This is a genomic window from Mesorhizobium sp. P2_C5_2 (assembly GCF_056404535.1).
This window is the reverse complement of sequence record NZ_JBFUDV010000004.1, coordinates 1-22,385: the sequence shown is the minus strand read 5'-3', so window position 1 is coordinate 22,385 and position 22,385 is coordinate 1. Positions and strand designations below refer to the sequence as shown.

Sequence of the window (22,385 nt, the reverse complement as noted above, 5' to 3'; positions counted from 1 at the left end):
CCACCGGAAAGGATCAGGCTTTCGATTGTATGTATATTCACTAGTCGGTATACTTGGTGGATGAGCGAAGCACCGAGCCCCACCCGCAAACGCATTGTCGATGCCGCGACGAAGCTGTTCTATGCCGAGGGGATCGGCCGCGTCAGTGTCGATGCGGTGGCTGAAAAAGCCGGGCTCACCAAGCGCACGGTCTACTATCACTTCAAGAGCAAGGACGATTTGATCGCCGCCTATCTCGACGGCCGCGACCAGCCGAACATCAGGCAGATGGCGGGCTGGTTCGATGCGGCCGAGGGCGATGTCGAGCGCAAGGTCGAGGCGATCTTTACCAATCTGGCGCGTGTGGCGCGGCATCCCAAATGGAAAGGCTGCGGCTTCCTGCGCACGGCAGCCGAACTCGCCTCGATGCCCGGGCACCCGGCGGTCAAGGCCGGATCACGGCACAAGAAGAATTTCGAGGCATGGCTGGCCGGCGCACTCTCAGATCATGGCGTCAACGAGCCGCAAATCCTGGCGCGCGAAATCGTGCTTTTGATGGACGGGGCCTTCTCGATCATGCTGATCCACCGCAACCCCGATTATGTCGAGGCGGCGGGACATGCCGCTGCAACGCTGGTTCGAGCAAGGTCGAGATCAGCGACGGTCCGCTAGAAGCCAGCCGCCAGCCAAGCCGTGCCGGCGGCAAGCGTCAGCAACGTCAGCGGCAGGCCGACCTTGAAGAAGGCCGAAAAGGACAGCTGCATGCCGGCCGCCCGCGCCTGTTCGGCAACGATCAAATTGGCGACCGAGCCGAGCAAGGTGAAGTTGCCGGCCAGCGTCGAACTCATCGCCACCACCAGCCAGGCGCGCTCGGGGTTTTCAAGGCCAGGTATGAACGGCCTCAGCGCCAGCACCGCCGGAACATTGCTCATGATGTTGGAAAGCACAGCGGTAAAGCCGGACAGCCGCCAGACGTCGTCCAGCCCGAGGTTCTTGGCCGAGGCGATGATATCCGGCGTAAGCAGTGTTTTCTCGGCGCCGGCAACGACGATGAACAGGCCGGCGAACATGAACAGCAACGGACCGTCGATCTCGCGGTAGATTCGTGCGGGCTTGATGGCGCGGGTGAGCAGCAGGATGGCGCCGCCGATCAGTGCTGCCTTGGCAACCGGAACGCCCGCGAAGAACGCGACCGCCAGGCCAATACAGACAACCACTGCCTTCAGCACCTGCCCAGGCAGCATGCGGCCGCGATAGACTTCCGGGCTGAGCTCGGCACTGCGCGCGAATTCGGCCCGGTAGACGATGCGCACGATGACGACGACGGCGACGAGGCCGAACAAGGCAACCGGCGCAAGTGCTGCCGAAAAGGCCGGATAGGAAATTCCCGACAGCGCACCGATGACCATGTTCTGCGGGTTGCCGGTGATGGTGGCGACGCTGCCGCAATTGGACGCGGTGGCGGTGGCGATCAGATAGGGAATGGGATTGCGGTTGATGACACGGGTGACGTGGACGACGATCGGCGCCATGACCAGGCAGATCGCGTCGTTGACCAGGAAAGCCGACAAGACACCGGTCAGGAGCGTCACCATCACCAAAAGCATGAACGGCGCGTGCGCATGCTCGATAGCGTAAGCGCCGAGAGCGCGGAAGGCGCCCGAGACCTTCAGATGCGCAACGACGATCATCATGCCGAGCAACAGGGTGATGGTGTCGAAATTGATGGCGCGATAGGCGTCTTCCATGCTGAGCGCGCCGATGGCGATCATCGCCGCACCGCCGAGCAAGGCGATCCCTGCCCGGTCGAGACGCAGGCCCGGGATGCGGCCGATGGCGACGCCGGCATAGGTCAGGATGAGGATCAGCAATGCCGCCGCGCCCATCAATGTCATTGGCAGACCATCCCTGTTCAAACGAACCGACGCCGGAATGGATTGTTCCCGCTCAGCATTTGCCGCGCAGCTTTAACGCCGGTCCAGTAAAGCGAAAGCGCCTATGACGATCCGGATGCGAAAATCGGTGGGCAAATCACGGGCCGACCAACGCCGGGAGCGACCGGAACATTATCCTGACACGGCCGAGATTGTGAATGAGACAAGCGCAGTGGCCTGACATTGCCATTCGCGAAACTTCGCTGTTGCCAAGGTCGTGGCTTATATAATTAAATTCTAATTTATCCTTTCCGGGTATGGATAGCTTAGCCGTATTTTGGCCTTGGGGTTTCAGATGGTCCAGATCCTTGAGAGGGAATGCCGCGTTTCGGAGAACGAGACCTTGCTGGCGCGCCCGATGGAATGTCCGCGCTGCCAAGGAGCCCGCAAGGTCTTTGTTTGCGCCCGGTGGATGAGTTCGAACGGCCATTGCTGCCCCGGAGGAACACACCGGCTCAGCTGCCCAGGTCACAGTGTCGTGTGCCTGGAGTGCGGCGGACAGGAATCTTAAACTGATCTGAAACGATCGCGACAGGATCTGTGTGAGCCGTCCAGCATGTTCCGGTTCGACGTTCCGGTGCGCAAATCTCCCGGAAACGAAAAAAGCCCGCCCCGGCGAACCGGAGCGGGCTTGCAACCATAGCGGTAGATGTCCCGCTGCGAGCGGGCCGCGTGCGCTTTTCCCCCACACGGCCGCACATAGTTGATAGCGCCATTTCCAGACGAGGCGATTGATGGTTAGTCGCCGCCGGATTATTCGCCCGGCGATCCGTCGCCATTGCTCAGAATTCCAAAGTCCTGGGACTTTGTTCCTTGTCCAGCCTTCAGAAATCCGTCGGCGTCGAGACCGCGCCGCAGCAATTCCCGCACTGCCGCGGACCGGCTTGGCATGCGCTTTTCGAAGCGCCAGTTTTCCAAGGCAGCCAATTCCTCAGCCGTCAGCATGATCTGCAATCGCTCGGGTCGTTCCAGTTCGGCCATTTTGCGCTCCAACCGCCAAGACCAAAAATACAACGAGTTAGTATGTACCTCAATAACAGTATAATTAGGAGTCTCCGCACAGCACGTCAAGAGGGGCTGATCGGCAACCCACATCCAAAACCAACGATGAGAGTGAAGCGTCGATTGCACAACTCACATCATCTACTAACTAATTGATTTATTTGATAATATTTGAGATTCTTCTTGTCATCCGAAGACCGTTGGCGCATCTTGCTCACAAGGGACAAACCGCTCCTGAAAGGGAGAGTTTTCATGCGCAACGGATATTCGGCTCAGCTACGAGAGGATCTCAATTCAAGGATTCTGGCGGCCCTGCGCACCCGCGGAATGGTCAATATCGCCGTGGTCGCCGAGGAAGTGCGATTGCGCAACCTGGACGAGAACATCGCCCTCGAAGATGTCGAGCGGCTCGTGATGCAGACAGCCCAACTCTACGGCGCGGTGATGGAATTGGATGGCCTGACCGCCGTCGAGGCGGGAAGATTGACTTCGCTTGCCGACAATCAGCACGACCTGATTGGCATCGACAATTCCGACACCATAGGCGGCCAAACCGTGCGCCCTCCCCTGCAGGGATAGCCCCAGGACGACGCGACCCGCTTTACTCCCCTTCAATCGACCCGAAATCTGCGAAAGAGGTTTGGACGGAGCGCAGCGGCGCTTCGAGCGTCCAGACGACGCCTTGTTCCCCAAAGTCCAGTTGTCCGGTGCCGCTAAGCGCTTGTGGCGCAACCCGCTTGAGCACAACGGAGCCAAAACCGCGGTGCATCGTTCCACTCAGGCCCGGCCCATCCAACTCCCGCCAGGTCAGGTGAAAGGCATCGGTGCCGTCGGTCGCCGGCGCCGTATCCCATTTGATTTCGACTCGTCCGCCGTGGCGCGACAGCGCACCGTGCTTTGCAGAATTGGTGGCCAGTTCGTGGAAAGCGATGCCCAGATACTGCACGGCATTTGGTTGAAGGGTGATCACCGGGCCGGCCACCGACAGACGGTCGTGCACCGCGAATGCCTTGAGTTGCGCCTTGATCAGGTCGCCAATGGTCGCGCCACGCCATTCGGCATCGACCAGGAGATCGTGGGATTGCGAAAGCGCCGTGATGCGCTCTCGCACCTGTTCGACGAAAACTGCCGGAGTGCCAGCCGATTTGCTGGTCTCGCGGATCATCGAAATAATGACCGAATATTGGTTCTTCACCCGATGGTTGACTTCGCGCATGAGCAGACGGATGCGTCGCTCGCTCTCCTTGTGGGAGCTGATGTCGCGCGCGATCTTGGAAGCGCCGACGATCCGCCCGATGCCGTCACGGATCGGCGAGACGGTCAGCGAGACCGGGACAAGGCTGCCGTCCTTGCGCAGGCGCATGGTTTCGTATGACTGCACACGCTCGCCGGCACGTATGCGCGAGATGATCAAGGCCTCCTCGCCGAGGCGCTCGGGTGGAATGAGCATCGTCACCGGCCGGCCCACTGCCTCGGCGGGCGTGTAGCCGAAGAGGTGTTCGGCCGCATCGTTCCAACTGGTGATGATACCGTTAATGTCCTTCGAAACGATCGCGTCCATGGACGATTCGACAATTGCAGCCAGCCGCATTCGCGCCTCGTCAGCCTGCGTCTGCGTGCGCAGGTCAAGCAGCGTGTTGATGGCGCCGACAATTTCGCCCGACCGGTCGCGAAGCAGGCGTGGGTGGGCTCTGAACGGGACAAGTTCGCCGTCCGGCCGCTCCGCTATTGCTTGATCCCATGGAATATCGCGTCCTTCCAGCAATGAAACGGCCATCGGGCACTCGCCATGCGCCATCGGTCGGCCATCGAGATGGCGCAGCTTCCAGGAGCCGCACCAAAGGTCTCGACCTATAACCGGACGGTGGCCCCACAGATCAGCCGCGGCATCGTTGAAGAAAGTGATGCGACCCTGTTTGTCGATCGTGTAGACGGCAACGGGCAACGCCTCCATCAAACGAGCAGAGGAAACCCCTGGAATTCCAGACTCCAGTGGTTGGACATCAGCATATTCCCCTGCCACGAATTCCCCTACGCGCTCGATTTTTTGCAGCTTGCTGCGATAGCTGAAATGCACGCGCGAGGTTTCGGTTCCGTCGCACCCTTGGTGGGGCAGTTGTTCTCCTGCGAAAAGGCAATCCCCAACGCAGGCGGCACCGATCTCTGGGATTGCACAAATGCCGAAAAGACGAGCCGGAACCCTTGCGGCAAGCTGCGATCGCCAACAGCCAAAGGCCGCGGAACGCAGTTTCGCGGCCTTGCTCTTAACTGTCAGCTTCGCACCGACAGGAACCAATCAACGGCCGGAGCGTTTGCCGCTGCGTACTTTTTTCAGACCTAGCCAAACGGAGTGAGGGACATGGCTTCATCGGTACTTATCGGCATCCTGATCACCTTTCTGGTGATCATCCTGGTGCTCTATCTCGTCCAGCGCCTGCCTCTCGACGGTCGTACGAGACAGATCGCGCAGATCGTTGTCATCATTATCGGCATCATTTCGCTGCTGAAATACCTGGCGGTGTTCTAGTATAAGGACGCTATGAGATTCCAAAGGCTCGCATGGATCGTCGGAACAGCGTTGGTTGCAGTAACAACCACGGCCTACGCTCGTCCGGACACGCGCAGGATGACCTGCGAGGAGACACAGCGCCTGATCCAGAGCCATCGCTCGGCCGTGCTGACGACAGGCCGAAACACTTACGATCGCTACGTTCGTCAATTTGGCAACGACTGCGACTGGCCGGAGGTGCCGGTCGCCGCCACGGTTCCAACACGTGATGGACAATGCCGCGTCTATTGGTGCCGGGAGCCGGTGTTCGACTTCCCGAACTGACAGAACCAACTGGGGTGCTGACGGCGCCAGCAAATGCACTCCGCGCGGCGACGTGGAACCCTTGCGCTCCGCGTGAATTGATTCTGGTATGGCGCTGCGAGGTGTAGCGATGTTGATGCCCAACAAGACGGAGGAGCGGTCATGGCCAATGATACAAGGCGAAGCGGCAGCTGCCTTTGCGGCGGCATCCAGTTTTCGGTGACGGGAGACCCGTTTCGGGTTGGCCTTTGCCATTGCAAGGACTGCCGCAAGGCGAGCGGGTCGACTTTTTCGGCGTTCGCGGTATGGCCGCTCGAGGCGTTTGAAACGGCGGGTATCGTCAGCAGCTATGGCGATAGAAGCTTTTGTCCAACCTGTGGCGGCCGGGTCCCTTTGGTTCGCGAGAATGAGGTGGAGGTGACTATTGGTAGCCTCGATGAGGTCCCCACCGAAGGACTGGAACCCAGCTATGAACTCTGGGTCAACCGCCGCGAACACTGGTTGCAGCCTTTGCCCGGTGCCCGGCAGTTCGAGCATGACCGTGTGGAAGACGGGGCGAAAAATGATGGCCTGACAGCCGATCTGATTTCTGATGGGGCCGAGACACAGTCGAGCAACTTGCCGCGACGCAAGTCGGCATAGTGCAAGCGCTGCGGACAGCCTTGGCCAGTCGAAGGCTGGAATTCGTTCTTGAACACCGCCCGATGCGACAAAGCCGGTTTCGACAACATTTCACCAGGCGGAAGCCAAACGCAAAAAAACCCGCCTTGGCGTTAAGCCGAAGGCGGGCGGGTCGATTATTTGGCTTGCGCTGCACGGTCGCCGCGGAACCATCGAGGCCCAGTGTCTTTTGCAACCGGCGATCGATTTCGTGGGGATGGCCGCGGTCAGTTGGAATTCGTCTTGCGGTTGCAGAGCGGTGCTGGTTTTGTTTAAAAACGAGAGCTTAAGACCACGTAATATCGTTACGTCAACTATGCTGTCCAAGTATGTTTTGGCGTGACATAAGGAAATCTTGCCGCCTCGTACAAAAGGACAAGTTTGTTTATTTCCTTTTTTGCCACATAGTGTAGAGAATCTTGAAGCCGAATGGGGCGGTTTTCATGCAGCCAGCGCTTGGGCAGGGTCGCAGTCCGCACGTGCAATATCCACCGATTGATGGGTTCTGGACCTGGGACATCAAGCGCAACCGTGTTTACGGTGATGCCAATCTTTCCGACTATCTCGGGCTGACGCTCGAAGAGTTCTCGCACGGCGCATCGATGGAAAGATGCATGCAGAGCATCGACGCCGAAGATCGGGTCCGGGTGCATATCGCGATCCGCAAGGCGGTGGAGCGGAGAGCGGGGTTCAGGGAGATATATCACGTCCGCTCAGACAAGATGGGGCTTCGCAGAATCCTGGCGGTTGGCCAATGCTATGTAGACGGCCAGGGAGAAGCAGCCTTGTACCCCGGCTGGTTCATCGATCTGACCCGCAACGTCGATTCGGGGGAGACAGCGCTTCGCGAGGTTCACCGCCATATCGAGCAGGCCAAGGAGATCTCACAATCGATGGGACAGGACCTGCTGTTCTACCTTCTCGAAAATGCCCAGGAAGAGGCGCAGCAACGCCTTGACGGCAGGGCGATGCGGCGCAAATCGGCTTGGAGCAGATCTTGTTAGCTTTTGCGGGAAACCTTGCCGCGGCCGCGGAGTTCAGCCGTCACCATGCGGGCAAAATGGTTTTGAGGCGAGCGGCGCTCCAGCAGGCTGGCGCGCTCAAGAGCAGCGTCGCCGTAAAACTCGACCAACACCGTCGCGGCGCTGGCGGCGTCGACCCTGAGCCGGCCAAGATCGGAGTGTCCGTCCCGACTGGACGACACGCTGCCGGCAATGACATCCAGCATGGCCTGCAACTTGTCGGGGAAACTGCCCTCGTCTTCGTGCATCGTCGCGGTCCGATTGGCGGCGTAAAATATCGACATTTTCGCAAAAAATGCAATAGGGTCGTTGATCAAGCGCTAATACAACCTGATACAGCTCCACCGTGAGCTTCACCGCAATCTTCATGCAAGCATAGTCAGCGCACAGTTCATGCGCAGACATTGGGGGCACCGATGGACCAGCCGAGCAAAATGGAGAACCTGCAGTTCGCGCAAGGCATACTGCGGGAACTTCGGCAGAAAGCCGAAGCCGACGGCGAGAAGCTTCTGACCTATCTCATCGACATGGCTTACCTTGAAGCCAGCGATCGCATTCGCGCGCATTGGGTCGGCAATCACGAGCCCGAAAGCCGCAGGGCCAAGGGGTAAAGCCGAAACGGAGCGATGGCGGCGCCCTCATCGGCGCGTTTTGGATCAGGCGCCCGAGGCCGTCCAGACCACCGTCAGCTGTGAATACCGGCTGAAAGGCCAGCCAGCGCCTCCCTCACCCGGGTTTCGCTGATCCCGCGCGTATCCTTGACCCAGCTGGGCGTTGAGAGCGGCGGCTCGATAAAGCGAACATGGTTGTTTACGGGACCGTGCACGTAGGGGCGATTTAGCCCGTAGATGAGCGCACATGGGACGTTCAGGGCAGCGGCAGCGTGGGAAATGCCGCCGTCAACGCCGAGGAACATGGTCGACGCAGCGATCTGGCACATCGCGTCAGCAATCGACGGGGTCGAGGTGAAGTCGATTGCCTCAGGAATGGCGGCGCGGATTTTTGCGGCGCCGGCGCGCTCGCGCGGTCCGCCGACAATCCAGATTGCCCAGCCGCGATCACGATGGTCCCGGGCGACCGAGATGAAGCGCTCGATGGGCCACGAGCGAAAATTCTCGATGCCTGCCGTATAGAGCGCCAGCGCCGGCCGGCCGGCATCGATCTTCAGGCGCTGACGCCATTCGTCCAGCTCGGCATGATCGACCACAAGCCGGGGCGCCGGCCATTCTGTACCCGCAGCCGGCTTTTCGCCAAGAGAAGCAATCGAGCAGACCTCCTCGAAGAGCCGCGTCTTGCGCGGACCGAAAGCCCATAGATGTGCCAACCAGCCGGCGGGGAAGCGATTGAGGAGGCCGAATTGCAACTCCTGCGGATAGCCGATGCGCTCCTCTATGCCGGCCATGAACACCATCAGCGCCGCCTTGGTGCTGCTGGTCATCAGATAGGCCGTACGATAGTTCTCCTTGCGCAGCTCACGGACGAGGCGGCCGCGCTCCGCAAAACCGGGCCGCTGGTGATGCTTGGAAAGTGCCCAGCCCTTCCTGACATGCGGCATCAGGCGCGCCAGCGGCGCGGCGACAGGCGAGGTGACGACATCTATGGGGCGACCAGGAAATCGCTCGGCAATGATCTGGATGGCGGAGTGGCAACGGACGAAGTCGCCGACCGCCGGAAAGCCGACGAAGAGGATTGGATCGGTGGTCGTCAAGGAAGCGCTTCGCCGTCAAGGATGCGGGCATAGAGATCCAGATAGCTACGCGCCGCTTTCTGGATCGGAAATCGCGTCGCGGCCGATTCGCGGCATTGCTGAGGCGTAAGGTCGGCGACGGCTTCGAACGCGGCCGCAAATTCTTCATCGGTCTCAAAAAAGCGGCCGCTGTCGGCATCGACGGTCTCGGGCAACGCGCCTCGCGGAGTCGTCAGCACCGGAGTGCCGCACAGCATGGCTTCGACCGGTGCGTTGCCGAACGGCTCCTCCCAGGCGATCGGGTTGAGGAAGGCTCGCGCCTCACCGAGAAGGCGAAGCTTAGGCTCGCCGTCAACAATGCCGTGGAAACGGTATCGGCCGCCAAGGCTCTTGAAAAACAGACCTTCGCGGCGGGTCTGAGTTCGGCCGAGCAGCTTCCAACGCGAACCGCCGGCGATATCGAGACCGAAATCGAATTTTTTGGCGAGATCGACGGCGCGGTTGAGGCCTTTGCTCGATCGCGCAATGCCTGCGAGAAACAGCAGGCGGTCTCCCTTTGCCGCCGACAAACGATAGTCATCTACCGGAAAGCCATTGTAGACGAAGGTTTTGCGACCATGCTGGCGGGCATGATTGGCGCTGATAAAGCTCCAGTTCGCAACCGGCATGGGCTGATCCGGCATAAAGCCGCGCTGCGTATTCAGCGTTGGAAATGGCACCTCGACGGGCCAGCTGTGTGTGTGGACGATTTGCGTGTTGCGCGGAATGGCCGCCCGGCATTCGGCATCGGTCGAAGCGTGCCGGACTTCGAAGAGCGAGTGGCTGGAACCAGGACCGGCGATCACCACGACATGATGGCCGAGACGAACCAGCTCCGTGGCCAACCATTCGACCTGACGCTGAATCCCGCCGTAACCCCGACAGGGGATTACGCCCTTCAAAACGAGCGTCACCCGCATTGACCTGCCTCACATGCTTTCAAAGACGGTTCAGTTGCGTCACGGGCTGGGCATTGTCAAGGTCGCGCCGGAATCGCGAAAAGCCACACCCGCTGTCGGCGTTGCGCCTTTATCACCGGGTTACGGAATCGTTAATCAGCGCTTGCTACTATGCCCAATGACTAAGAATCTCGGCAATGCACCCAGGACCATCCCCAGGCAACAGCCTGAGAGCTCCGCTCTTGGTCGGCTGACGCCTGCCCTGTTTCCCCTCGTGGTCGTTGCGCTTGGATACATGATCGGCCGGCAATTCTTCGGCTTCTAGGCGAGCCTCTCCGGATGCGCTCGCGGTGGAAACGCCACGAACAACCGCAAAAAACGCCACACCCTTTCGGGTGCGGCGTTCTGAACCGATACCGGTATCGGCCGGTTATGACTGTGTTACGAAACGGCCTTTTCGCGGACCGGAAGCTTCCAGCCTGGCCTGACAAAGTGGCAGGTGTAGCCGTTGGGATATTTCTCGAGATAGTCCTGATGCTCGGGCTCGGCCTCCCAGAAATCGCCTACCGGAGCAAGCTCGGTGACGACCTTGCCCGGCCATAGCCCGGAAGCATCGACATCGGCGATGGTGTCTTCGGCGACGCGCTTCTGCTCGTCGGTGGTATAGAAGATCGCCGAGCGATAGCTCATGCCGACGTCATTGCCCTGGCGGTTCTTCGTTGTCGGATCGTGAATCTGGAAAAAGGATTCGAGCAGCGTGCGAAAGCTGATCCTGGCCGGATCGAAAATGATCTCGATGGCTTCGGCATGGGTGCCATGGTTGCGGTAGGTGGCGTTGAGCACATCGCCGCCGCTGTAGCCGACGCGGGTCGAGATCACGCCGGGATAGCGCCGGATCAGATCCTGCATGCCCCAGAAACAGCCGCCGGCAAGCACTGCACGTTCGGTGGACGTCGCCATATCATACCTCCTTTGGATTGCTCTTTAAGTAGGCATTGTCGCTGGCTTCTTCCAGAACCTCAAGCGCATCACTCGTTGCCTGCCGAGCCGAACCGCCGCACGATCGCCTCGAAGACGATGTCGGAGATCCACATGGCGGAGACGCCGATCAGGAAGGCGGCGGCCAATGTCGTGGTGTCGTCGGCCGGATCTGGGATAGGCACCCCTGTCGCCTTGAACCAGGCGACGGCGGGCAGCGTCAGATAGGCTGCGGCCAGCGCGCCGCAGATCGGCGAAGCGATCATCTCGCGCAGCTTGTAGCGGTGGCGTGACAGCGCCCGCAGCACGCCACCGGCCAGTCCGGCGGCGACGACGGGCCCCTTGATGCCAAGCATATCGAAGAGGTCGTGCATCGGCTTAAAGTCTCCATCCGCAAAGCTTTTGTCCCTTGCGGTTGTGCGCCAAGAGCGCCCGCGCCTCGGCGTCCGAGAGCGCATCGACGGCTTTGGATGACAGGCGCAGCGGGCTCGAGACCGTGCAGAAGCCGCCGGAAGCAGTCGTACAGCCGGCCAGCGCCACAAGCAGCGCAAGCATCAGTCCCTTGCCCATGATTTCAGCTCCTTTCGAACAGCGTCCGCCGGCAATGCGCCGATATCGTTCTGCACCTGGTCGGCAACAGCGCGCGCCGCGGCTTCAGCGGCCGCCTGTTTGCCGCGTTCGGCCATGGCCCCGGCCAGGCGCTGGTGAAAGCCCCAGCAAAGGGCAGCGATGACGGATGCGAAGAAGCCCAGCAGCGCCTTGTTGCCGAGCAGGAAGGCGAGCAGCGCGCTCACAGCAGCAACCCGGCCACGAGCCCGGCCGCAAAGCTGATGGCATAGGGTTTGGCGGCTTCGAGATAGGCGATGAGCAGTTGTTGAAACCCTTCCATGTCAGTGCTCCCAGTCGAATTTGCGGGAAAGCCAGTGCCAGGTCTCGGTGACTGAGGCGATGGCAAGACCGGCGGCGATCTCCAAACAGGCCTGGATATCGGGGTCGGAAGAAAATGCCGCCGCGTCGTCGGCGCCGAGCAGGCCACGCGCGACCAGAACGCCGGCGCCGTAGCGCAGGCCGACGCGGATGAGGACGGCGATCATGTCGAACTCCTTGCGACAATGGATTTCAGGATCTGAAACAGCGTGTGCCAGAACGGCCGACGTTCGACGGGGGGCGCAATGGAAGCCCCGGCTGGCGCGTGCGATGGCGTAGAGCCGGGTGCGGGGGACGGCCCCGGTGGATGTCGTGAGTCAGATGCATCCGGCGCAGGGGCCGGAGCGGGCTGAGGGGCAGACATCAACAGCGCCTGGGAACGGACCGACCGGACGCGGTCGCTCCAGCCCTTGCCGAAAACCGGCCAGGTCGGCAGCCGCCGCAGGAATGCCAGGCGGGCGTCGCAGAGGTCGTCGATGACTGCGCCCGATGGCCTGGCGCCGACAGCCCTGAGCGTGGCCGGGCCGATCCTGCCGTCCTGCGCCGCACCCACCGCCGCCTGCAGATATTTCGCCGCCCTGCCCGGCCCGCTGTTCACGGCAAAATCGAACACGGCATAGTCGACGCCGCTGGGAAGCTCAGCGCCGGCCACCGCGTCCCAGTAGAAGCGGCGATAGACGGTCGCCACCTGCTCGCCGCTGATCTCTTGCAGATCGGCCTTGCTGGCGTCCGCCTTCACATAGCGGCGGAAATTGGCCAGCGTCACGCCCTTCATGGTGGCGCCGCCCGGATCGGCCGGATTGTCGGACCAACCGCCTTCCGATTTGAGGACGAGCGAAAGCGCCCGCGCGAAATTGCGGTCCATGGGTAGTTCCTTTCCGCCCTCTCGGGCAGGCTGTTCGATTTGCGAAACTGGTTGCGGTTAGGCGTCGATCACCGAGACGACTTCTCTGGCGACGTTGGCGCGGCCATATTTACTGGCGTCGACCTGGAGAAGAGATAGGAAGGGCTAACCGGAGCGACGGTGCCATTGCTACCTTTAATTTTAAGCCCATGCCCTAACGACAAGGCGCCAGCTTGCGTTGGTAATATTCAAATATCCACCAGTGTCTTTGCGAGTGATCTGGAGGGCACTAGAAGCCTGTGATCCGAACCGAACGACCAAATTTGTAGCGTCAGGAACTACACTCAAACCTCGATTGGTGCTGGCTTCGTGCGATCCAATTGAGACAGGTTCTTCGTCCCCCACGGAGTAGCCACCCTCGGCAGTGGTGCACTGTAGGAATGCTAGGTAGTTTTTCGGCTTCACTCCTAGACCATGCGCGAGGGTGAGCGCACCGCCGGACGTGATGGTCTGCTGCGCGCTTTCATAGGACTTCGAGAAGGGCAGCCCGGTGATTGCCGCCGCCAGTTCGGCCAAGGTGTCGAAGGAGGCCGACACGCCGCCCAGCACGACATCCATCGCTGCCTTGACAAACCCCGTCGTCGCAAGCTGCGTCGTGTTGGTTCCCGGTGCCGCCGTAGGTGCAGCCGGCGTTCCGGTGAAGGTCGGGCTCGCCTTTGGCGCGAGGCTCGACACCGCAACCCCGCTGTCCTTGGCCAGCTTGCCCGTCGTGCCGTTGAAGGTCGCGATGTTGTCGGTGACGGCGGAGGCCGGGCCAACCATGAGGTCGCTCGCCTTGACCCCACTGTCCTTCCCCACCTTGCCCGTCGTGCCGGCGAAAGTGACAATGTTGTCGGTCACCGAAGAGGCAGGCCCCGAAAAATCCCCCGTCCCCGTCCCGTCGGCGCCCTTGTCGCCCGTGCGGTCGAACATCAGCCAGATGCCGTTGGCCGTCGTCGGCAAGGTCCCGGCGCCGCTGACATAGGCGAGCGTCAGCTTGCGATAGCGCGTCGCGGCCATCAAATCGTCCCTCAGCTTGACCACGAGCCCATCCTTTCGATGGTAAAGCCGGAATTCCTCGAACCAGGGCTGCAGCGTCGAAAACACCTTGAAGCGGCCGGATTGCATGCGGTCGAGCATGTCCATCAGGCCGGCCTCGACGGAGACCGAACCGTCGGCGAAGCGGGCGTGGCCGGTGAGCATGTTGAGCCCGTGCGCGGCATATTGTTTGGCGAGCGCGGTGCCCGCCCCTTCCAGCGTCTCGCGGCGGCCGTCGCGCGGCCATGCCCAGGGCAGCCAATCGCCCCACGGCTTCAGCGCCAGCACCTGCATGGCCGGCGTCTGCTGCGAGGCCCGCGCCGCCTTGGTGACGTAGACGACATCGGCTTCGGTGTCCCAGGCGAGTTCGACCGCGGCCGACGGATGGTCCCAGCCGAAATCGAGCGCGCCGATCCTCGGCCAGTAGCGCGGCAGCCGGAACGGCTTGCAGGCGATCAGCCCTTCGGCGATCGGGAAGATGCGGCCGGAACCCATGACGGGGACACCTCTGGCGCGCGCCTCGCGCTCATGCTCGGGATAGGCGGCAATGATCGCGGCGCGTTCCTGCGGCGAATAGTGCTCGGCATCGTCGATGGTCATGAAGGTGACGTGACGGGACATGCCTCACCTCGGTCATTGATGGCCAGGAAGGGTCAAACCAATCTTGCCGGAGCCGCGTCCGTCAGTCGGAGGCCAATGGTATTCTCAACGGGACGCTAATATACGTACACGCTCCAACGAGCAGCGCCTGCCAGATGCTTGAGGAATGCCATGCGAAGATTGATCTTCACGGCGATGTGTGTAGCGGCCGCGACGGCCGCTAGCGCCCACGATTGGTACGAAGACAGGATTGACCCACAGACGAAATTCAAGTGTTGCGGTGGTTCTGATTGCCGCGCCATACCTCGGTCTTCGGTGCGGTCCAGGATCGACGGTGGTTACATCTATTTGCCGCATAATTTCATCATTCCAGCGGACCGTGTGCAGGACTCCCCGGACGGCCAATTCCATATCTGCGAAAGTACCTACGTCATAACCAATCAGCTGTATTTGCGTTGCTTCTTTGCACCTCGTGTAAAGGTCTCTCTACTTCTTCCGCGTTGAGGTAGATACCGAGCGTCGCTGCGACAGCACCGGCTGTCCTCCCTTGCGGACGGCTCGACTTCACCCCCCCGCCCTGCCCTCCACCTCCTGGGCAGACAAAAACCGCAGCACCACATCGCTCATGCCGAGCAGCGGCGTGAACGTCACGATCGTGATGCCGCCCGTAGCGTTGGTGCGGGTCAGGCCTTCGGAGTAGATATCCAGCGGCGGCTCCTCGTCGAACCAGACGCCGTGCAGGGTTTCGCCCTGCCACTTTTCGCGGCCCTTCTCATAGCTCTTGAACGACAGCACGGACTCATCGGCCTGCGTGTCGCCGCCGCCGCCCCAGCGCACCACGATGCTGTCGAGCGCGCCCGGCGCGCCGCGGCCCATTGTGGTCTGCGCGATGGCATCGGCCGGGATCATGCCGGTGCCCCAGGCAGCCTGCTGCTGTGGCGGGCCGACCAGCACGCGCTGCGGGTTGTCGCGCGTGCCCTCGCCGGTCACGCCGGCTGCCCATAACCGCACGGCGGTATCGAAGGTCTTGCCTTGCCACCAATCGGGGTAGCGGCCCGTAAGGTGCATGGCCCATTCGGCGCCACCGGCCCTGGTCTTGCCGAGCTGGTTGCCGGCCATGAACAGCCGCTCGCGGTTCAACGCTCCCGCCGCGTGGAATTCAGCCTGGCGTTCATACGGCTTGTAGGACGCGAGCTGGTTATTCCTGCGCCTGCGGTCCAACTCCTGCAGCAGCGCCAGATAGTGGCGGCGTGCCACCCGGCTGGTCGCGGAAGGACCCGAGGACGGCTTCGAGGCCGCGGATGCGGCGGCGGATCTCGTCATCGCTCAGGGCTTCCAGATTGTCGATGGAGACATGTAAATCCTTGGCCAGATCTTTGGGCAGCACCGATTGCACGATCTTGAGATACTGGTCGGGCTTGTCGGCCCGGACCGCGGCAATGACGCCGGTGCCATGGGCGCGAAAATCGGCGCGTACCGCGTCGAGAAAATCATCGCCGAGCGTCTTCTTCGTCCGTTTCGTTGTCGCAGCACCGGCGGGCGCTTTGCGGCCAGGGCGCGCACGCGGCGCCGTCCGGTCAGCCATGATCCGGGATCCCGGCGGGCTCTGCCGTGGGCTGCTTCACCGGCCTTGCCCGCTTGACCTTGCCGGCCTTGCGCCGGGCCGGTTTTGCCCTTGCCGGTTTTTGCGTGGCGTTGCGGGCAACGGCATCGGCTGGCGCGTTGCGCTTTTCGGCAGGCGCGGCTTTCAGGCTTGCCCTGGCAAGACCGATCGCCCTGCCCTCGACGCCTTGCGCACCGCGCGGAAAGCCGAAGCCGCCGATCGCATCGACGGGGCCGCCGCGAACCATGCCGATCAGCACGCCTGGTGCGACCCGTTCGATGCGGCCGATACGCGCCTGCGGGGCAGTGCCTTCGAACACGCCGATGGCGCTGACGACCTCGCGGCCGTCATCGTCGGTGATGATGGTGGCATAGCGGTTGGACATCGGGATTTCTCTCGAAGAGCGTTTTACCAAGACAATCACAAGCCCGGCGTTTCTTCCCACCCCCCTCTGTCCTGCCGGACATCTCCCCCGCAAGGGGGGAGATCGGATGTCACGACGGCATTCGCCAACCATCAACACCGGAAGGCGGGGTCAACCGCGAAACTGCCAATCTCCCCCCTTGCGGGGGAGATGTCCGGCAGGACAGAGGGGGGTGCTGTCCCACCTACATTCGATAATCGGCGCTCTTGCTTTTGGATCGCCCTGAAAACACAAAACCCGCCTCGGCGGCGGGTTGCTGGCGCAAATCAGCACCATGGAGAAATAATACGATAGTTGCCCTCATCCGTCAACAGGAAATAAGAAACAATTCCTACATCAGTCAAAGACTCGACGATGTTAGCGCTACCATACTCGGCGTCAAGTCATATGCATATGTTCTAAAGTGCCATGCCGCCCACCGGTTTTGTCTGATAATTTATTCTTTGGCATCAAGGGGGCAACAGAAGCCATGTCTGACGACAAAATCCGAAATATAAACTTGACCGCCGACATCGTCGCGGCATTCGTGCGCAACAATTCAGTGCCTCCGGAAGGCCTGCCTGCGTTGATCGAAAGCGTCAATTCCGCCCTGGCGGCCGTGGACAATCCGGTTGCTCCCCCGCAACCGGCACCCGAGCCTGCCGTCAGCCGCAAGCGCTCGGTGACACCGAACTTCATCTTCTGCCTCGAGGATGGCAAAAAGTTCAGGTCGCTGCGGCGCCATCTCGGCTCCGCCCATGGCATGACGCCGGAGGCCTATCGCACCAAATGGGATCTGCCCGGCGACTATCCGATGACGGCGCCCAGCTACGCCGCCAAGCGATCCGAGTTGGCAAAGGAGTTCGGGCTCGGCATCAGAACAGAGGCGCCGGCCGCCAAAGCGCCGGCCAAGCGCAAGACCAAGGCGTAACGCGACGCCCCTCTGCGCTGTTTGCCTGCCGGAGGACGATCATGGTGGCCGGAGAGCCCGATGACGTTCGTGTCGAACGCGTTGGCCGCCGCCAATGGGCGGTGCTGGTTGCCGAGAATGGCACGGTGACCCAACAACTGTTCGAGGCCCAGGCAGCGGCCGAGGATTTTGCGGATGAAGAGCGAACGAGGCTCGGCCTGCCCGCCAGGCCGCCGGCGGCGGATTCTCTGGCCTGAACAGTCCTTCAGTTGGCTGCGGGATATCGCCCGAAACGAAAAACCCGCCTTGGCGGCGGGTCGCTGGCGCAAATCAGCACCATGGGCAAATCATAGCATAACTGCCCCCACCCGGCAATCGCAGCGGATCGCAACACGCAGCCTTCGACAGGCATCGACCGACTGGTCATTAGCTGGCTCTTATGGAATCATTCCGCTCCGACTCGGGGAGAATGCAGCATGGACAAACCAGCCATGGCATCCGTGTTCAGGCTGCGGCATGCGCCGGCCACTGTTTCGGGCGTTCGCAGTGTCGGCCAGGGCCAGGCCGATCCGGTCATCAGCAGAAGACCGCTCGGCGAGGCGATCCGCTTCGTCATCGACGCCCACCCCCATTACGACATCAGCGCCGTGTCGATCGCCTATGGCGACGGCTCGGCCCTGGGCAGCAGGGAGGTCAAGGCGCTGTGGGCCGAATATGGCCGCCGGTGGATGGAAGAATAAGACGACACCCGGAACCTCGGCATTCGCCTCCCTGGATCGGAACGGAGGCTGGCGCGTTGAGCCTGAACCAATGGGAGCAACAGCAATGAATGTCGCCAATCTGCAACTCGAAGGCCTGCTGATGGCCGTCGCCTCGATCAACCAGGTGCTGGTCCGCAAGGGGGTGCTCACGGTCGAGGACATCGACATCGCGCTGCGCAAGGCCGAAGCAGGCGAGACCGGCGAGGAACGCTCGAGCGGCATGTCGGAGTCGAGCCGCGATGCCGTCAACTTTCCGATCCGGCTGCTGGAGCTGGCCAACCAATGCCAGCCGGAGACGGACATGCCATCCTTCTCGAAACTGGCGCGCATGGTCGGCCAGATGAAGGAACCCTACAACGACCAGATGTGAGGCTTGCCGCCTCACCACCGGCCGAGCTTCGAGGCCAGCACGGTGCCCGGGCCGTGCACAGCGGCAAACAGCAGGCCGGCGGCGAATGGGAAATGAGACATGAAGGCGCCGAACTCGGCCTGGTTGCCGGCCCAGTGCGACGGACCGTGGAACGCAAAGCCGAGGAAGACGACGTAGACGGCGGCGACCAGGGCGGCGGGCGTAAAGAACGCGCCGGTCAGGAAGGCGATCACGAGCAGCGTTTCGAGGATCGCGGCGCACCAGGCCAGAAACAGCGGGAACGGGAAGCCGGCGGCGGCGATGTAGCCGGCGGTCATGTTCATATCCATGAACTTGAAGGCCACCCCCATCGCGAACATGGCGGCCAGGATCAGGCGGGCGATGAGAAGGGCGGCGGTCTGCCACGGCGTTTGAACGGTTTCCATAATGTCCTCCTGGGATTGCTGGGGTTTCGCTCCAAGGACGGGCGACACGCCGCCGATCCGACATCGTCCCGCAAAAATCTTGGCTGGCAAAGTTGGACTGCTCCAGGTCCTGGCTTGCAATGCTCTTGGCGGTGTTGGGGGAATCGCGGCTCAGAGCTTCGCCATCAGCTCCCGTCCCAGCCGTTTCGGCGGCTCGGCGCGCAGCACAACATTCGTCGTCACCGCGCCGTAGCGGCCGATGGCGTCGACAATGCTTTCGAGGTCGGGCGGCGACGGGACGACGACCTTGACGAGAAAGCAGTCCTCGCCGGTCACCCGCAACACCTCGACGACTTCCGGCATGGCAGCGAATTTCTTCAGGCAGGTCTGGATGTGCTCATGCGTGGTGCGCAGGCGGATCATCGCCGTGGTGCCGAGGCCAAGGGCGACGGGATCGATTGCTGCGCGGTAGCCGGCGATGATGCCGCGCTCCTCCAACCGCTTCACCCGCTCCGAGGTGGCGGGCTGGGACAGGCCGACGCGGCGGCCGAGTTCGGAAATGCCGATGCGGCCATCCTCCTGCATGATCTCGATGATCGCCATGTCTGTGGGGTCGAGCCGTGGCCGATAGTCGCCGTTTGCCATGAGCACCTTCAATCCATCGGAATTCTTCTCCGCTTTCCGATGATCTCTCATTCCGTCAATGAGGAGAAGACCTAGAATTGGCGCTATCTCTGGCGAACAGACAGGACTTTCCATGACCGACTTCATCATTCTGCCGGGCAGCGGCGGATCGGGCGAGGCCCATTGGCAGACGCGCTGGCAGCGGGCCAATCCGGCGATGCGCCGCTTCAACCCGGCGAGCTGGCACCTGCCGGATTTCAACGACTGGGTGGCGGCACTGGAAACCGCGGTGTCACAGGCAACAACGCCGCCGGTGCTCATCGCCCACAGCCTCAGCTGCCTGCTGGTGGCGCATTGGCAGACGATGTCGAGCCGCCAGATCGGCGGCGCGTTTCTGGTTGCGGTTCCCGATCCGGCATCGACGGTCTATCCCGCTTACGGGAAACCGTTCGCAGACACGCCGCGCGATCCGCTCCGCTTTCCTTCGCTGATCGTCGCCAGCACGAACGACCCCTATGACCCGCACGGCTACGCCAAGGCGAAGGCCGGGCAATGGGGCAGCGCGCTGCATATTGCCGGGCCGCTCGGCCACATCAACAGCGACAGCGGCCTCGGCGACTGGCCGGAAGGAATGGCGCTGCTTGTGGCTTTCGTCAGGAGCATCGAATTGAGGGGCGATTGTCGAGCATCGGTTGACGCTGGCGGCCGCTCGTCTTCGCACAATGTCCTGAATTCAGGTGGCTAGAAGTCCCTCACGCGCTGGGCCCTGCCCCTGCTGCCCTTCCCGCTGCCGCTCGGCGTCGGCTTTGCGCTTCGGGCAATCCTCGTAGTCATGCTCGCGCGAACCGCAATAGGAGCAGCATTTTGCCGGGTTGTCGGAGTGGAGCATCGAGGCCATTCCCAAGAATGCACGAAAAGCTTTCCGGTTGCAGCAATTCGTGAAGCCGCTCCGGTCAAAGCCCTGTGCCCCGATAGTCCAAGGAGCCCGCCGCTCCCGCGCCGGGCCCCCGCCTACCCTGCCGTCACCGGTCACGCATGCGCGTGCGGGTGACGGAAGTCCCAGACCGCCCAGGCCGACGCGGCAACCACCAGCGCGCCGAGGACGACATGCGTCGCCATCGCGTTGGTGCTGGCCATGAAGCCAAGCAGCCAGGGCGAAACGATCAGCCAAAGCCCGATGACGAGGTTCACCCACTCTTCCCATTCGGCGAACACCGAAAGCGTCGCGAGAGCCAGGCCGCCGAGCACGAAGCCGGCAATCCAGGCGTTCCACGCAGGCGTGGTTTCAGCGGTAAAACCGATGATCCAGGGTGAGATGAACAGGCAGATCGCAAGGACCAGATTGATCCAATCCTGGCCCTTTCTTCCTTCCATCAGTTTCATTGCCATGACAACCTCCATGAATGAAGCTTGACAAAAGCACTACGTTTCGCGTGCACCGCACGCTTAGTCATTGATATAATTACGCTTCAATGGACCTTCAAGGGCGCGGCCCCGGCGCCACTGTCCGGTGGAGTTGCAGCTGCGTCGGCGCCGCCGGGCGTCGGTCGCCGACGGGGCCGGTCGCATCGCCTTGCCTACCATCACGTGGCACAATATCGAACTTTTGCATTGGCAAACAAAGACACTATATTAGCTGACTATTGATTTAGCGCTTGCGAAGCCATGGCCAAGAAGAAATCCAGACCGGTATTGCCCGGCATGTCGGCGGTCTCCCAGGCGGAAGCCTATGAGGAGGCGAGTTATTTTGCGCGCAAATGCGGCCTGACCCGGGACGAAGCGCTGAGGATGATGCGCGAGGCGCAAGGCTCGCTGAGCATGGCGAAGGGGTCCGCCGGCCGGCGGAAGAAGTAGCCGAGCCCGCTCCCGCCTGCCTTCCTCCTCAAAGGCGGGGAGATTGCAGCTTCAGCGGCGTAGATCAGTCGTCGCCGCCGCTATCGCCGCCACCGTCACCGCCCCCATCGCCACCGCCCCCATCGCCACCGCCGCCGCCGCCGTCATGGCCATCGCCATCGTGATCGCCGCCCTGATGATCGCCATCTTCGTGATCGCCTTCATCGTCACCCTGGTCGCCCTGGTGCGAGCCGCTGTCGACGCCGTCGTCATCGTGATCGCCTTCGTCATTTTCAACGGCGGCGTGATCGCCCTCATGGCTGGCGGTGGCGCCCTGGTCGTCTTCGTCCGATACGGGCGCCGTCACTTGGTCGCCATGATCCGAGAACTCGCCTGCGAACGATTGCCCCGCTGCCAGAGCGCCAAGCAGGCTGACCGAAGCCACCGCTACCAGCAGAGGAAAAGCTTTCATCGTCGTCTCCCATCCGGCACGCCCGGCCGCCATTGTCGATGGTGGATCATTGTCCGGCCGGATTACGGCGCCCTTAAATGAGTAATTGCAATTTTAGCAGTTGCTTATTTTGTTCGGCGATGCCTCGACAGGCGTCGCCAGCCATCCGCACCATGTGTCGGGCTACGAAGCGAAATTCCGAAGCGTTCGAGAAAGCCCGACAAGAAGGGGTTACGCTGGCCGCCTCTTCGGCGAAACCCCCTATCCGCTCGCCCTTGCGACGATCGCTTCCAGCGGTTCCGGCCGGCAAGCAACATGTAGCGTACCGGGCCTGCAACCACTCTGCGATTTCCTCGTTATGGCGATCGCGTTTTGCGGAGGTTATCCATGAAATCGGTATCAACAAACATTCTGGTCCTGGGCGCCGCTGCCTTTCTGGTCGCGCCTTTCGTCGGGCTTTTGTGGCGGACGCGGGAATGGTTTGGATGGTGAGTTTCCGATGAGCAGATTTCTGCCCCTGACGATCAAATTCGTGGATTGCAGTTAAATTCGTGGATTGCAGTTCG

At 61.7% G+C, this 22,385-nt stretch carries 33 protein-coding genes and 1 pseudogene; 14 read left to right on the top strand and 20 right to left on the bottom strand.

From position 1 onward, the window contains the following. Window positions 1-60: 60 nt before the first annotated feature. Window positions 61-651, top strand: coding sequence for a TetR/AcrR family transcriptional regulator (locus AC1D1B_RS15220; protein ID WP_477333354.1), 591 nt, complete (start codon window positions 61-63; stop codon window positions 649-651). Here AC1D1B_RS15220 and AC1D1B_RS15215 read toward each other — a convergent pair. After that, the gene (locus AC1D1B_RS15215) at window positions 648-1,874 is read right to left on the bottom strand and encodes an anion transporter (protein ID WP_477333353.1); all 1,227 of its coding nucleotides are present in this window, start codon (window positions 1,872-1,874) and stop codon (window positions 648-650) included. The two genes, AC1D1B_RS15220 and AC1D1B_RS15215, sit on opposite strands and share 4 nt — an antisense overlap. Before the next feature lie 792 nt (window positions 1,875-2,666). Next, window positions 2,667-2,894 carry a hypothetical protein gene (locus tag AC1D1B_RS15210; protein ID WP_477333352.1) on the bottom strand — a complete coding sequence of 76 codons (228 nt, stop codon included), beginning with the start codon at window positions 2,892-2,894 and terminating at the stop codon, window positions 2,667-2,669. A 273-nt stretch (window positions 2,895-3,167) separates the two neighbouring features. Between AC1D1B_RS15210 and AC1D1B_RS15205 the strand changes: the two genes are divergently transcribed. After that, window positions 3,168-3,494: a hypothetical protein gene (locus AC1D1B_RS15205; RefSeq protein ID WP_477333351.1), complete on the top strand. Its 327-nt coding sequence runs from the start codon at window positions 3,168-3,170 to the stop codon at window positions 3,492-3,494. Between the two features lie 22 nt (window positions 3,495-3,516). Here the strand turns inward: AC1D1B_RS15205 and AC1D1B_RS15200 are convergent, their stop codons facing one another. Beyond that, the gene (locus AC1D1B_RS15200; protein WP_477333350.1) at window positions 3,517-4,992 is read right to left on the bottom strand and encodes a PAS domain S-box protein; all 1,476 of its coding nucleotides are present in this window, start codon (window positions 4,990-4,992) and stop codon (window positions 3,517-3,519) included. Window positions 4,993-5,274: 282 nt separating this feature from the next. Between AC1D1B_RS15200 and AC1D1B_RS15195 the strand changes: the two genes are divergently transcribed. The 4 genes from AC1D1B_RS15195 to AC1D1B_RS15180 all read left to right on the top strand — a co-directional run bounded on the left by AC1D1B_RS15195 (window position 5,275) and on the right by AC1D1B_RS15180 (window position 7,391). Next, complete coding sequence (locus AC1D1B_RS15195) at window positions 5,275-5,442, top strand: Thivi_2564 family membrane protein (protein WP_023694668.1); 168 nt, start codon at window positions 5,275-5,277, stop codon at window positions 5,440-5,442. Between the two features lie 99 nt (window positions 5,443-5,541). After that, window positions 5,542-5,748: a hypothetical protein gene (locus tag AC1D1B_RS15190; RefSeq protein ID WP_477333349.1), complete on the top strand. Its 207-nt coding sequence runs from the start codon at window positions 5,542-5,544 to the stop codon at window positions 5,746-5,748. 141 nt (window positions 5,749-5,889) lie between these two features. Beyond that, complete coding sequence (locus AC1D1B_RS15185) at window positions 5,890-6,369, top strand: GFA family protein (RefSeq protein ID WP_477333348.1); 480 nt, start codon at window positions 5,890-5,892, stop codon at window positions 6,367-6,369. 461 nt (window positions 6,370-6,830) lie between these two features. Beyond that, window positions 6,831-7,391 carry a hypothetical protein gene (locus AC1D1B_RS15180; protein WP_477333347.1) on the top strand — a complete coding sequence of 187 codons (561 nt, stop codon included), beginning with the start codon at window positions 6,831-6,833 and terminating at the stop codon, window positions 7,389-7,391. On the opposite strand, the gene AC1D1B_RS15175 is transcribed toward AC1D1B_RS15180, so the two are convergent. After that, window positions 7,388-7,657 carry a hypothetical protein gene (locus AC1D1B_RS15175; RefSeq protein WP_477333346.1) on the bottom strand — a complete coding sequence of 90 codons (270 nt, stop codon included), beginning with the start codon at window positions 7,655-7,657 and terminating at the stop codon, window positions 7,388-7,390. The two genes, AC1D1B_RS15180 and AC1D1B_RS15175, sit on opposite strands and share 4 nt — an antisense overlap. A gap of 168 nt (window positions 7,658-7,825) precedes the next feature. On the opposite strand from AC1D1B_RS15175, the gene AC1D1B_RS15170 reads away from it, so the two are divergent. After that, window positions 7,826-8,020: a hypothetical protein gene (locus tag AC1D1B_RS15170; RefSeq protein ID WP_112392710.1), complete on the top strand. Its 195-nt coding sequence runs from the start codon at window positions 7,826-7,828 to the stop codon at window positions 8,018-8,020. A gap of 74 nt (window positions 8,021-8,094) precedes the next feature. Here the strand turns inward: AC1D1B_RS15170 and waaF are convergent, their stop codons facing one another. The 12 genes and pseudogenes from waaF to AC1D1B_RS15110 form a co-directional block, all read right to left on the bottom strand. Then, on the bottom strand, window positions 8,095-9,117 hold the full coding sequence (gene waaF / locus AC1D1B_RS15165; protein ID WP_477333345.1) for a lipopolysaccharide heptosyltransferase II: 1,023 nt from the start codon (window positions 9,115-9,117) through the stop codon (window positions 8,095-8,097). Next, window positions 9,114-10,055, bottom strand: coding sequence for a glycosyltransferase (locus AC1D1B_RS15160; protein ID WP_477333344.1), 942 nt, complete (start codon window positions 10,053-10,055; stop codon window positions 9,114-9,116). The genes waaF and AC1D1B_RS15160 overlap by 4 nt, the downstream gene beginning before the upstream one ends. Before the next feature lie 420 nt (window positions 10,056-10,475). Continuing rightward, the gene (msrA, locus tag AC1D1B_RS15155; protein ID WP_477333343.1) at window positions 10,476-10,994 is read right to left on the bottom strand and encodes a peptide-methionine (S)-S-oxide reductase MsrA; all 519 of its coding nucleotides are present in this window, start codon (window positions 10,992-10,994) and stop codon (window positions 10,476-10,478) included. 68 nt (window positions 10,995-11,062) lie between these two features. Beyond that, window positions 11,063-11,386, bottom strand: coding sequence for a hypothetical protein (locus AC1D1B_RS15150; protein WP_477333342.1), 324 nt, complete (start codon window positions 11,384-11,386; stop codon window positions 11,063-11,065). A 4-nt stretch (window positions 11,387-11,390) separates the two neighbouring features. Then, window positions 11,391-11,582, bottom strand: coding sequence for a hypothetical protein (locus AC1D1B_RS15145; protein WP_477333341.1), 192 nt, complete (start codon window positions 11,580-11,582; stop codon window positions 11,391-11,393). Next, window positions 11,567-11,806 carry an ABC transporter permease gene (locus AC1D1B_RS15140; RefSeq protein ID WP_477333340.1) on the bottom strand — a complete coding sequence of 80 codons (240 nt, stop codon included), beginning with the start codon at window positions 11,804-11,806 and terminating at the stop codon, window positions 11,567-11,569. Before AC1D1B_RS15140 ends, AC1D1B_RS15145 begins: the two co-directional genes overlap by 16 nt. Window positions 11,807-11,902: 96 nt before the next feature. Continuing rightward, window positions 11,903-12,106, bottom strand: coding sequence for a hypothetical protein (locus AC1D1B_RS15135; protein ID WP_477333339.1), 204 nt, complete (start codon window positions 12,104-12,106; stop codon window positions 11,903-11,905). Next, window positions 12,103-12,804, bottom strand: coding sequence for a glycoside hydrolase family 108 protein (locus AC1D1B_RS15130; protein ID WP_477333338.1), 702 nt, complete (start codon window positions 12,802-12,804; stop codon window positions 12,103-12,105). Before AC1D1B_RS15130 ends, AC1D1B_RS15135 begins: the two co-directional genes overlap by 4 nt. 1,020 nt (window positions 12,805-13,824) lie before the next feature. Then, a pseudogene (locus AC1D1B_RS15125) lies at window positions 13,825-14,475 on the bottom strand (phage terminase large subunit family protein); the annotation flags it as partial. Window positions 14,476-15,024: 549 nt separating this feature from the next. Beyond that, window positions 15,025-15,717, bottom strand: coding sequence for a terminase large subunit domain-containing protein (locus tag AC1D1B_RS15120; protein ID WP_477333337.1), 693 nt, complete (start codon window positions 15,715-15,717; stop codon window positions 15,025-15,027). Continuing rightward, window positions 15,659-16,045 carry a hypothetical protein gene (locus tag AC1D1B_RS15115; RefSeq protein WP_477333336.1) on the bottom strand — a complete coding sequence of 129 codons (387 nt, stop codon included), beginning with the start codon at window positions 16,043-16,045 and terminating at the stop codon, window positions 15,659-15,661. The genes AC1D1B_RS15120 and AC1D1B_RS15115 overlap by 59 nt, the downstream gene beginning before the upstream one ends. Then, window positions 16,038-16,448, bottom strand: a complete 411-nt coding sequence (locus AC1D1B_RS15110; protein WP_477333335.1) for a hypothetical protein — start codon at window positions 16,446-16,448, stop codon at window positions 16,038-16,040. Before AC1D1B_RS15110 ends, AC1D1B_RS15115 begins: the two co-directional genes overlap by 8 nt. A gap of 538 nt (window positions 16,449-16,986) precedes the next feature. Between AC1D1B_RS15110 and AC1D1B_RS15105 the strand changes: the two genes are divergently transcribed. The 4 genes from AC1D1B_RS15105 (at window position 16,987) to AC1D1B_RS15090 (ending at window position 18,507) form a co-directional block, all read left to right on the top strand. Further along, complete coding sequence (locus tag AC1D1B_RS15105) at window positions 16,987-17,397, top strand: Ros/MucR family transcriptional regulator (protein ID WP_477333334.1); 411 nt, start codon at window positions 16,987-16,989, stop codon at window positions 17,395-17,397. 41 nt (window positions 17,398-17,438) lie between these two features. Then, window positions 17,439-17,633, top strand: a complete 195-nt coding sequence (locus tag AC1D1B_RS15100) for a hypothetical protein (RefSeq protein WP_477333333.1) — start codon at window positions 17,439-17,441, stop codon at window positions 17,631-17,633. Between the two features lie 219 nt (window positions 17,634-17,852). Beyond that, a complete protein-coding gene (locus tag AC1D1B_RS15095; RefSeq protein WP_181060194.1) occupies window positions 17,853-18,116 on the top strand; it encodes a hypothetical protein in 264 nt (87 codons plus the stop codon). Between the two features lie 85 nt (window positions 18,117-18,201). After that, on the top strand, window positions 18,202-18,507 hold the full coding sequence (locus tag AC1D1B_RS15090) for a hypothetical protein (RefSeq protein WP_477282132.1): 306 nt from the start codon (window positions 18,202-18,204) through the stop codon (window positions 18,505-18,507). Window positions 18,508-18,518: 11 nt separating this feature from the next. Here the strand turns inward: AC1D1B_RS15090 and AC1D1B_RS15085 are convergent, their stop codons facing one another. Together AC1D1B_RS15085 and AC1D1B_RS15080 are read right to left on the bottom strand one after the other, a co-directional pair. After that, on the bottom strand, window positions 18,519-18,932 hold the full coding sequence (locus AC1D1B_RS15085) for a DoxX family protein (RefSeq protein WP_477333895.1): 414 nt from the start codon (window positions 18,930-18,932) through the stop codon (window positions 18,519-18,521). Between the two features lie 150 nt (window positions 18,933-19,082). Next, a complete protein-coding gene (locus AC1D1B_RS15080; protein WP_477333332.1) occupies window positions 19,083-19,556 on the bottom strand; it encodes an Lrp/AsnC family transcriptional regulator in 474 nt (157 codons plus the stop codon). A gap of 112 nt (window positions 19,557-19,668) precedes the next feature. Here AC1D1B_RS15080 and AC1D1B_RS15075 point away from each other — a divergent pair, with 112 nt between their 5' ends. Then, window positions 19,669-20,280 (top strand): RBBP9/YdeN family alpha/beta hydrolase, encoded by a 612-nt coding sequence (locus AC1D1B_RS15075; protein WP_477333331.1) that lies wholly within the window; start codon window positions 19,669-19,671, stop codon window positions 20,278-20,280. A 284-nt stretch (window positions 20,281-20,564) separates the two neighbouring features. On the opposite strand, the gene AC1D1B_RS15070 is transcribed toward AC1D1B_RS15075, so the two are convergent. Continuing rightward, on the bottom strand, window positions 20,565-20,924 hold the full coding sequence (locus AC1D1B_RS15070; protein ID WP_477333330.1) for an SPW repeat protein: 360 nt from the start codon (window positions 20,922-20,924) through the stop codon (window positions 20,565-20,567). 276 nt (window positions 20,925-21,200) lie between these two features. Here AC1D1B_RS15070 and AC1D1B_RS15065 point away from each other — a divergent pair, with 276 nt between their 5' ends. Continuing rightward, window positions 21,201-21,389, top strand: coding sequence for a hypothetical protein (locus AC1D1B_RS15065; RefSeq protein WP_477333329.1), 189 nt, complete (start codon window positions 21,201-21,203; stop codon window positions 21,387-21,389). A 43-nt stretch (window positions 21,390-21,432) separates the two neighbouring features. Continuing rightward, window positions 21,433-21,921 (top strand): hypothetical protein, encoded by a 489-nt coding sequence (locus AC1D1B_RS15060; RefSeq protein WP_477333328.1) that lies wholly within the window; start codon window positions 21,433-21,435, stop codon window positions 21,919-21,921. On the opposite strand, the gene AC1D1B_RS15055 is transcribed toward AC1D1B_RS15060, so the two are convergent. Beyond that, window positions 21,914-22,385: hypothetical protein (locus tag AC1D1B_RS15055; protein ID WP_477333327.1), on the bottom strand; the 472-nt coding region annotated here is incomplete at its 5' end. The genes AC1D1B_RS15060 and AC1D1B_RS15055 overlap by 8 nt on opposite strands.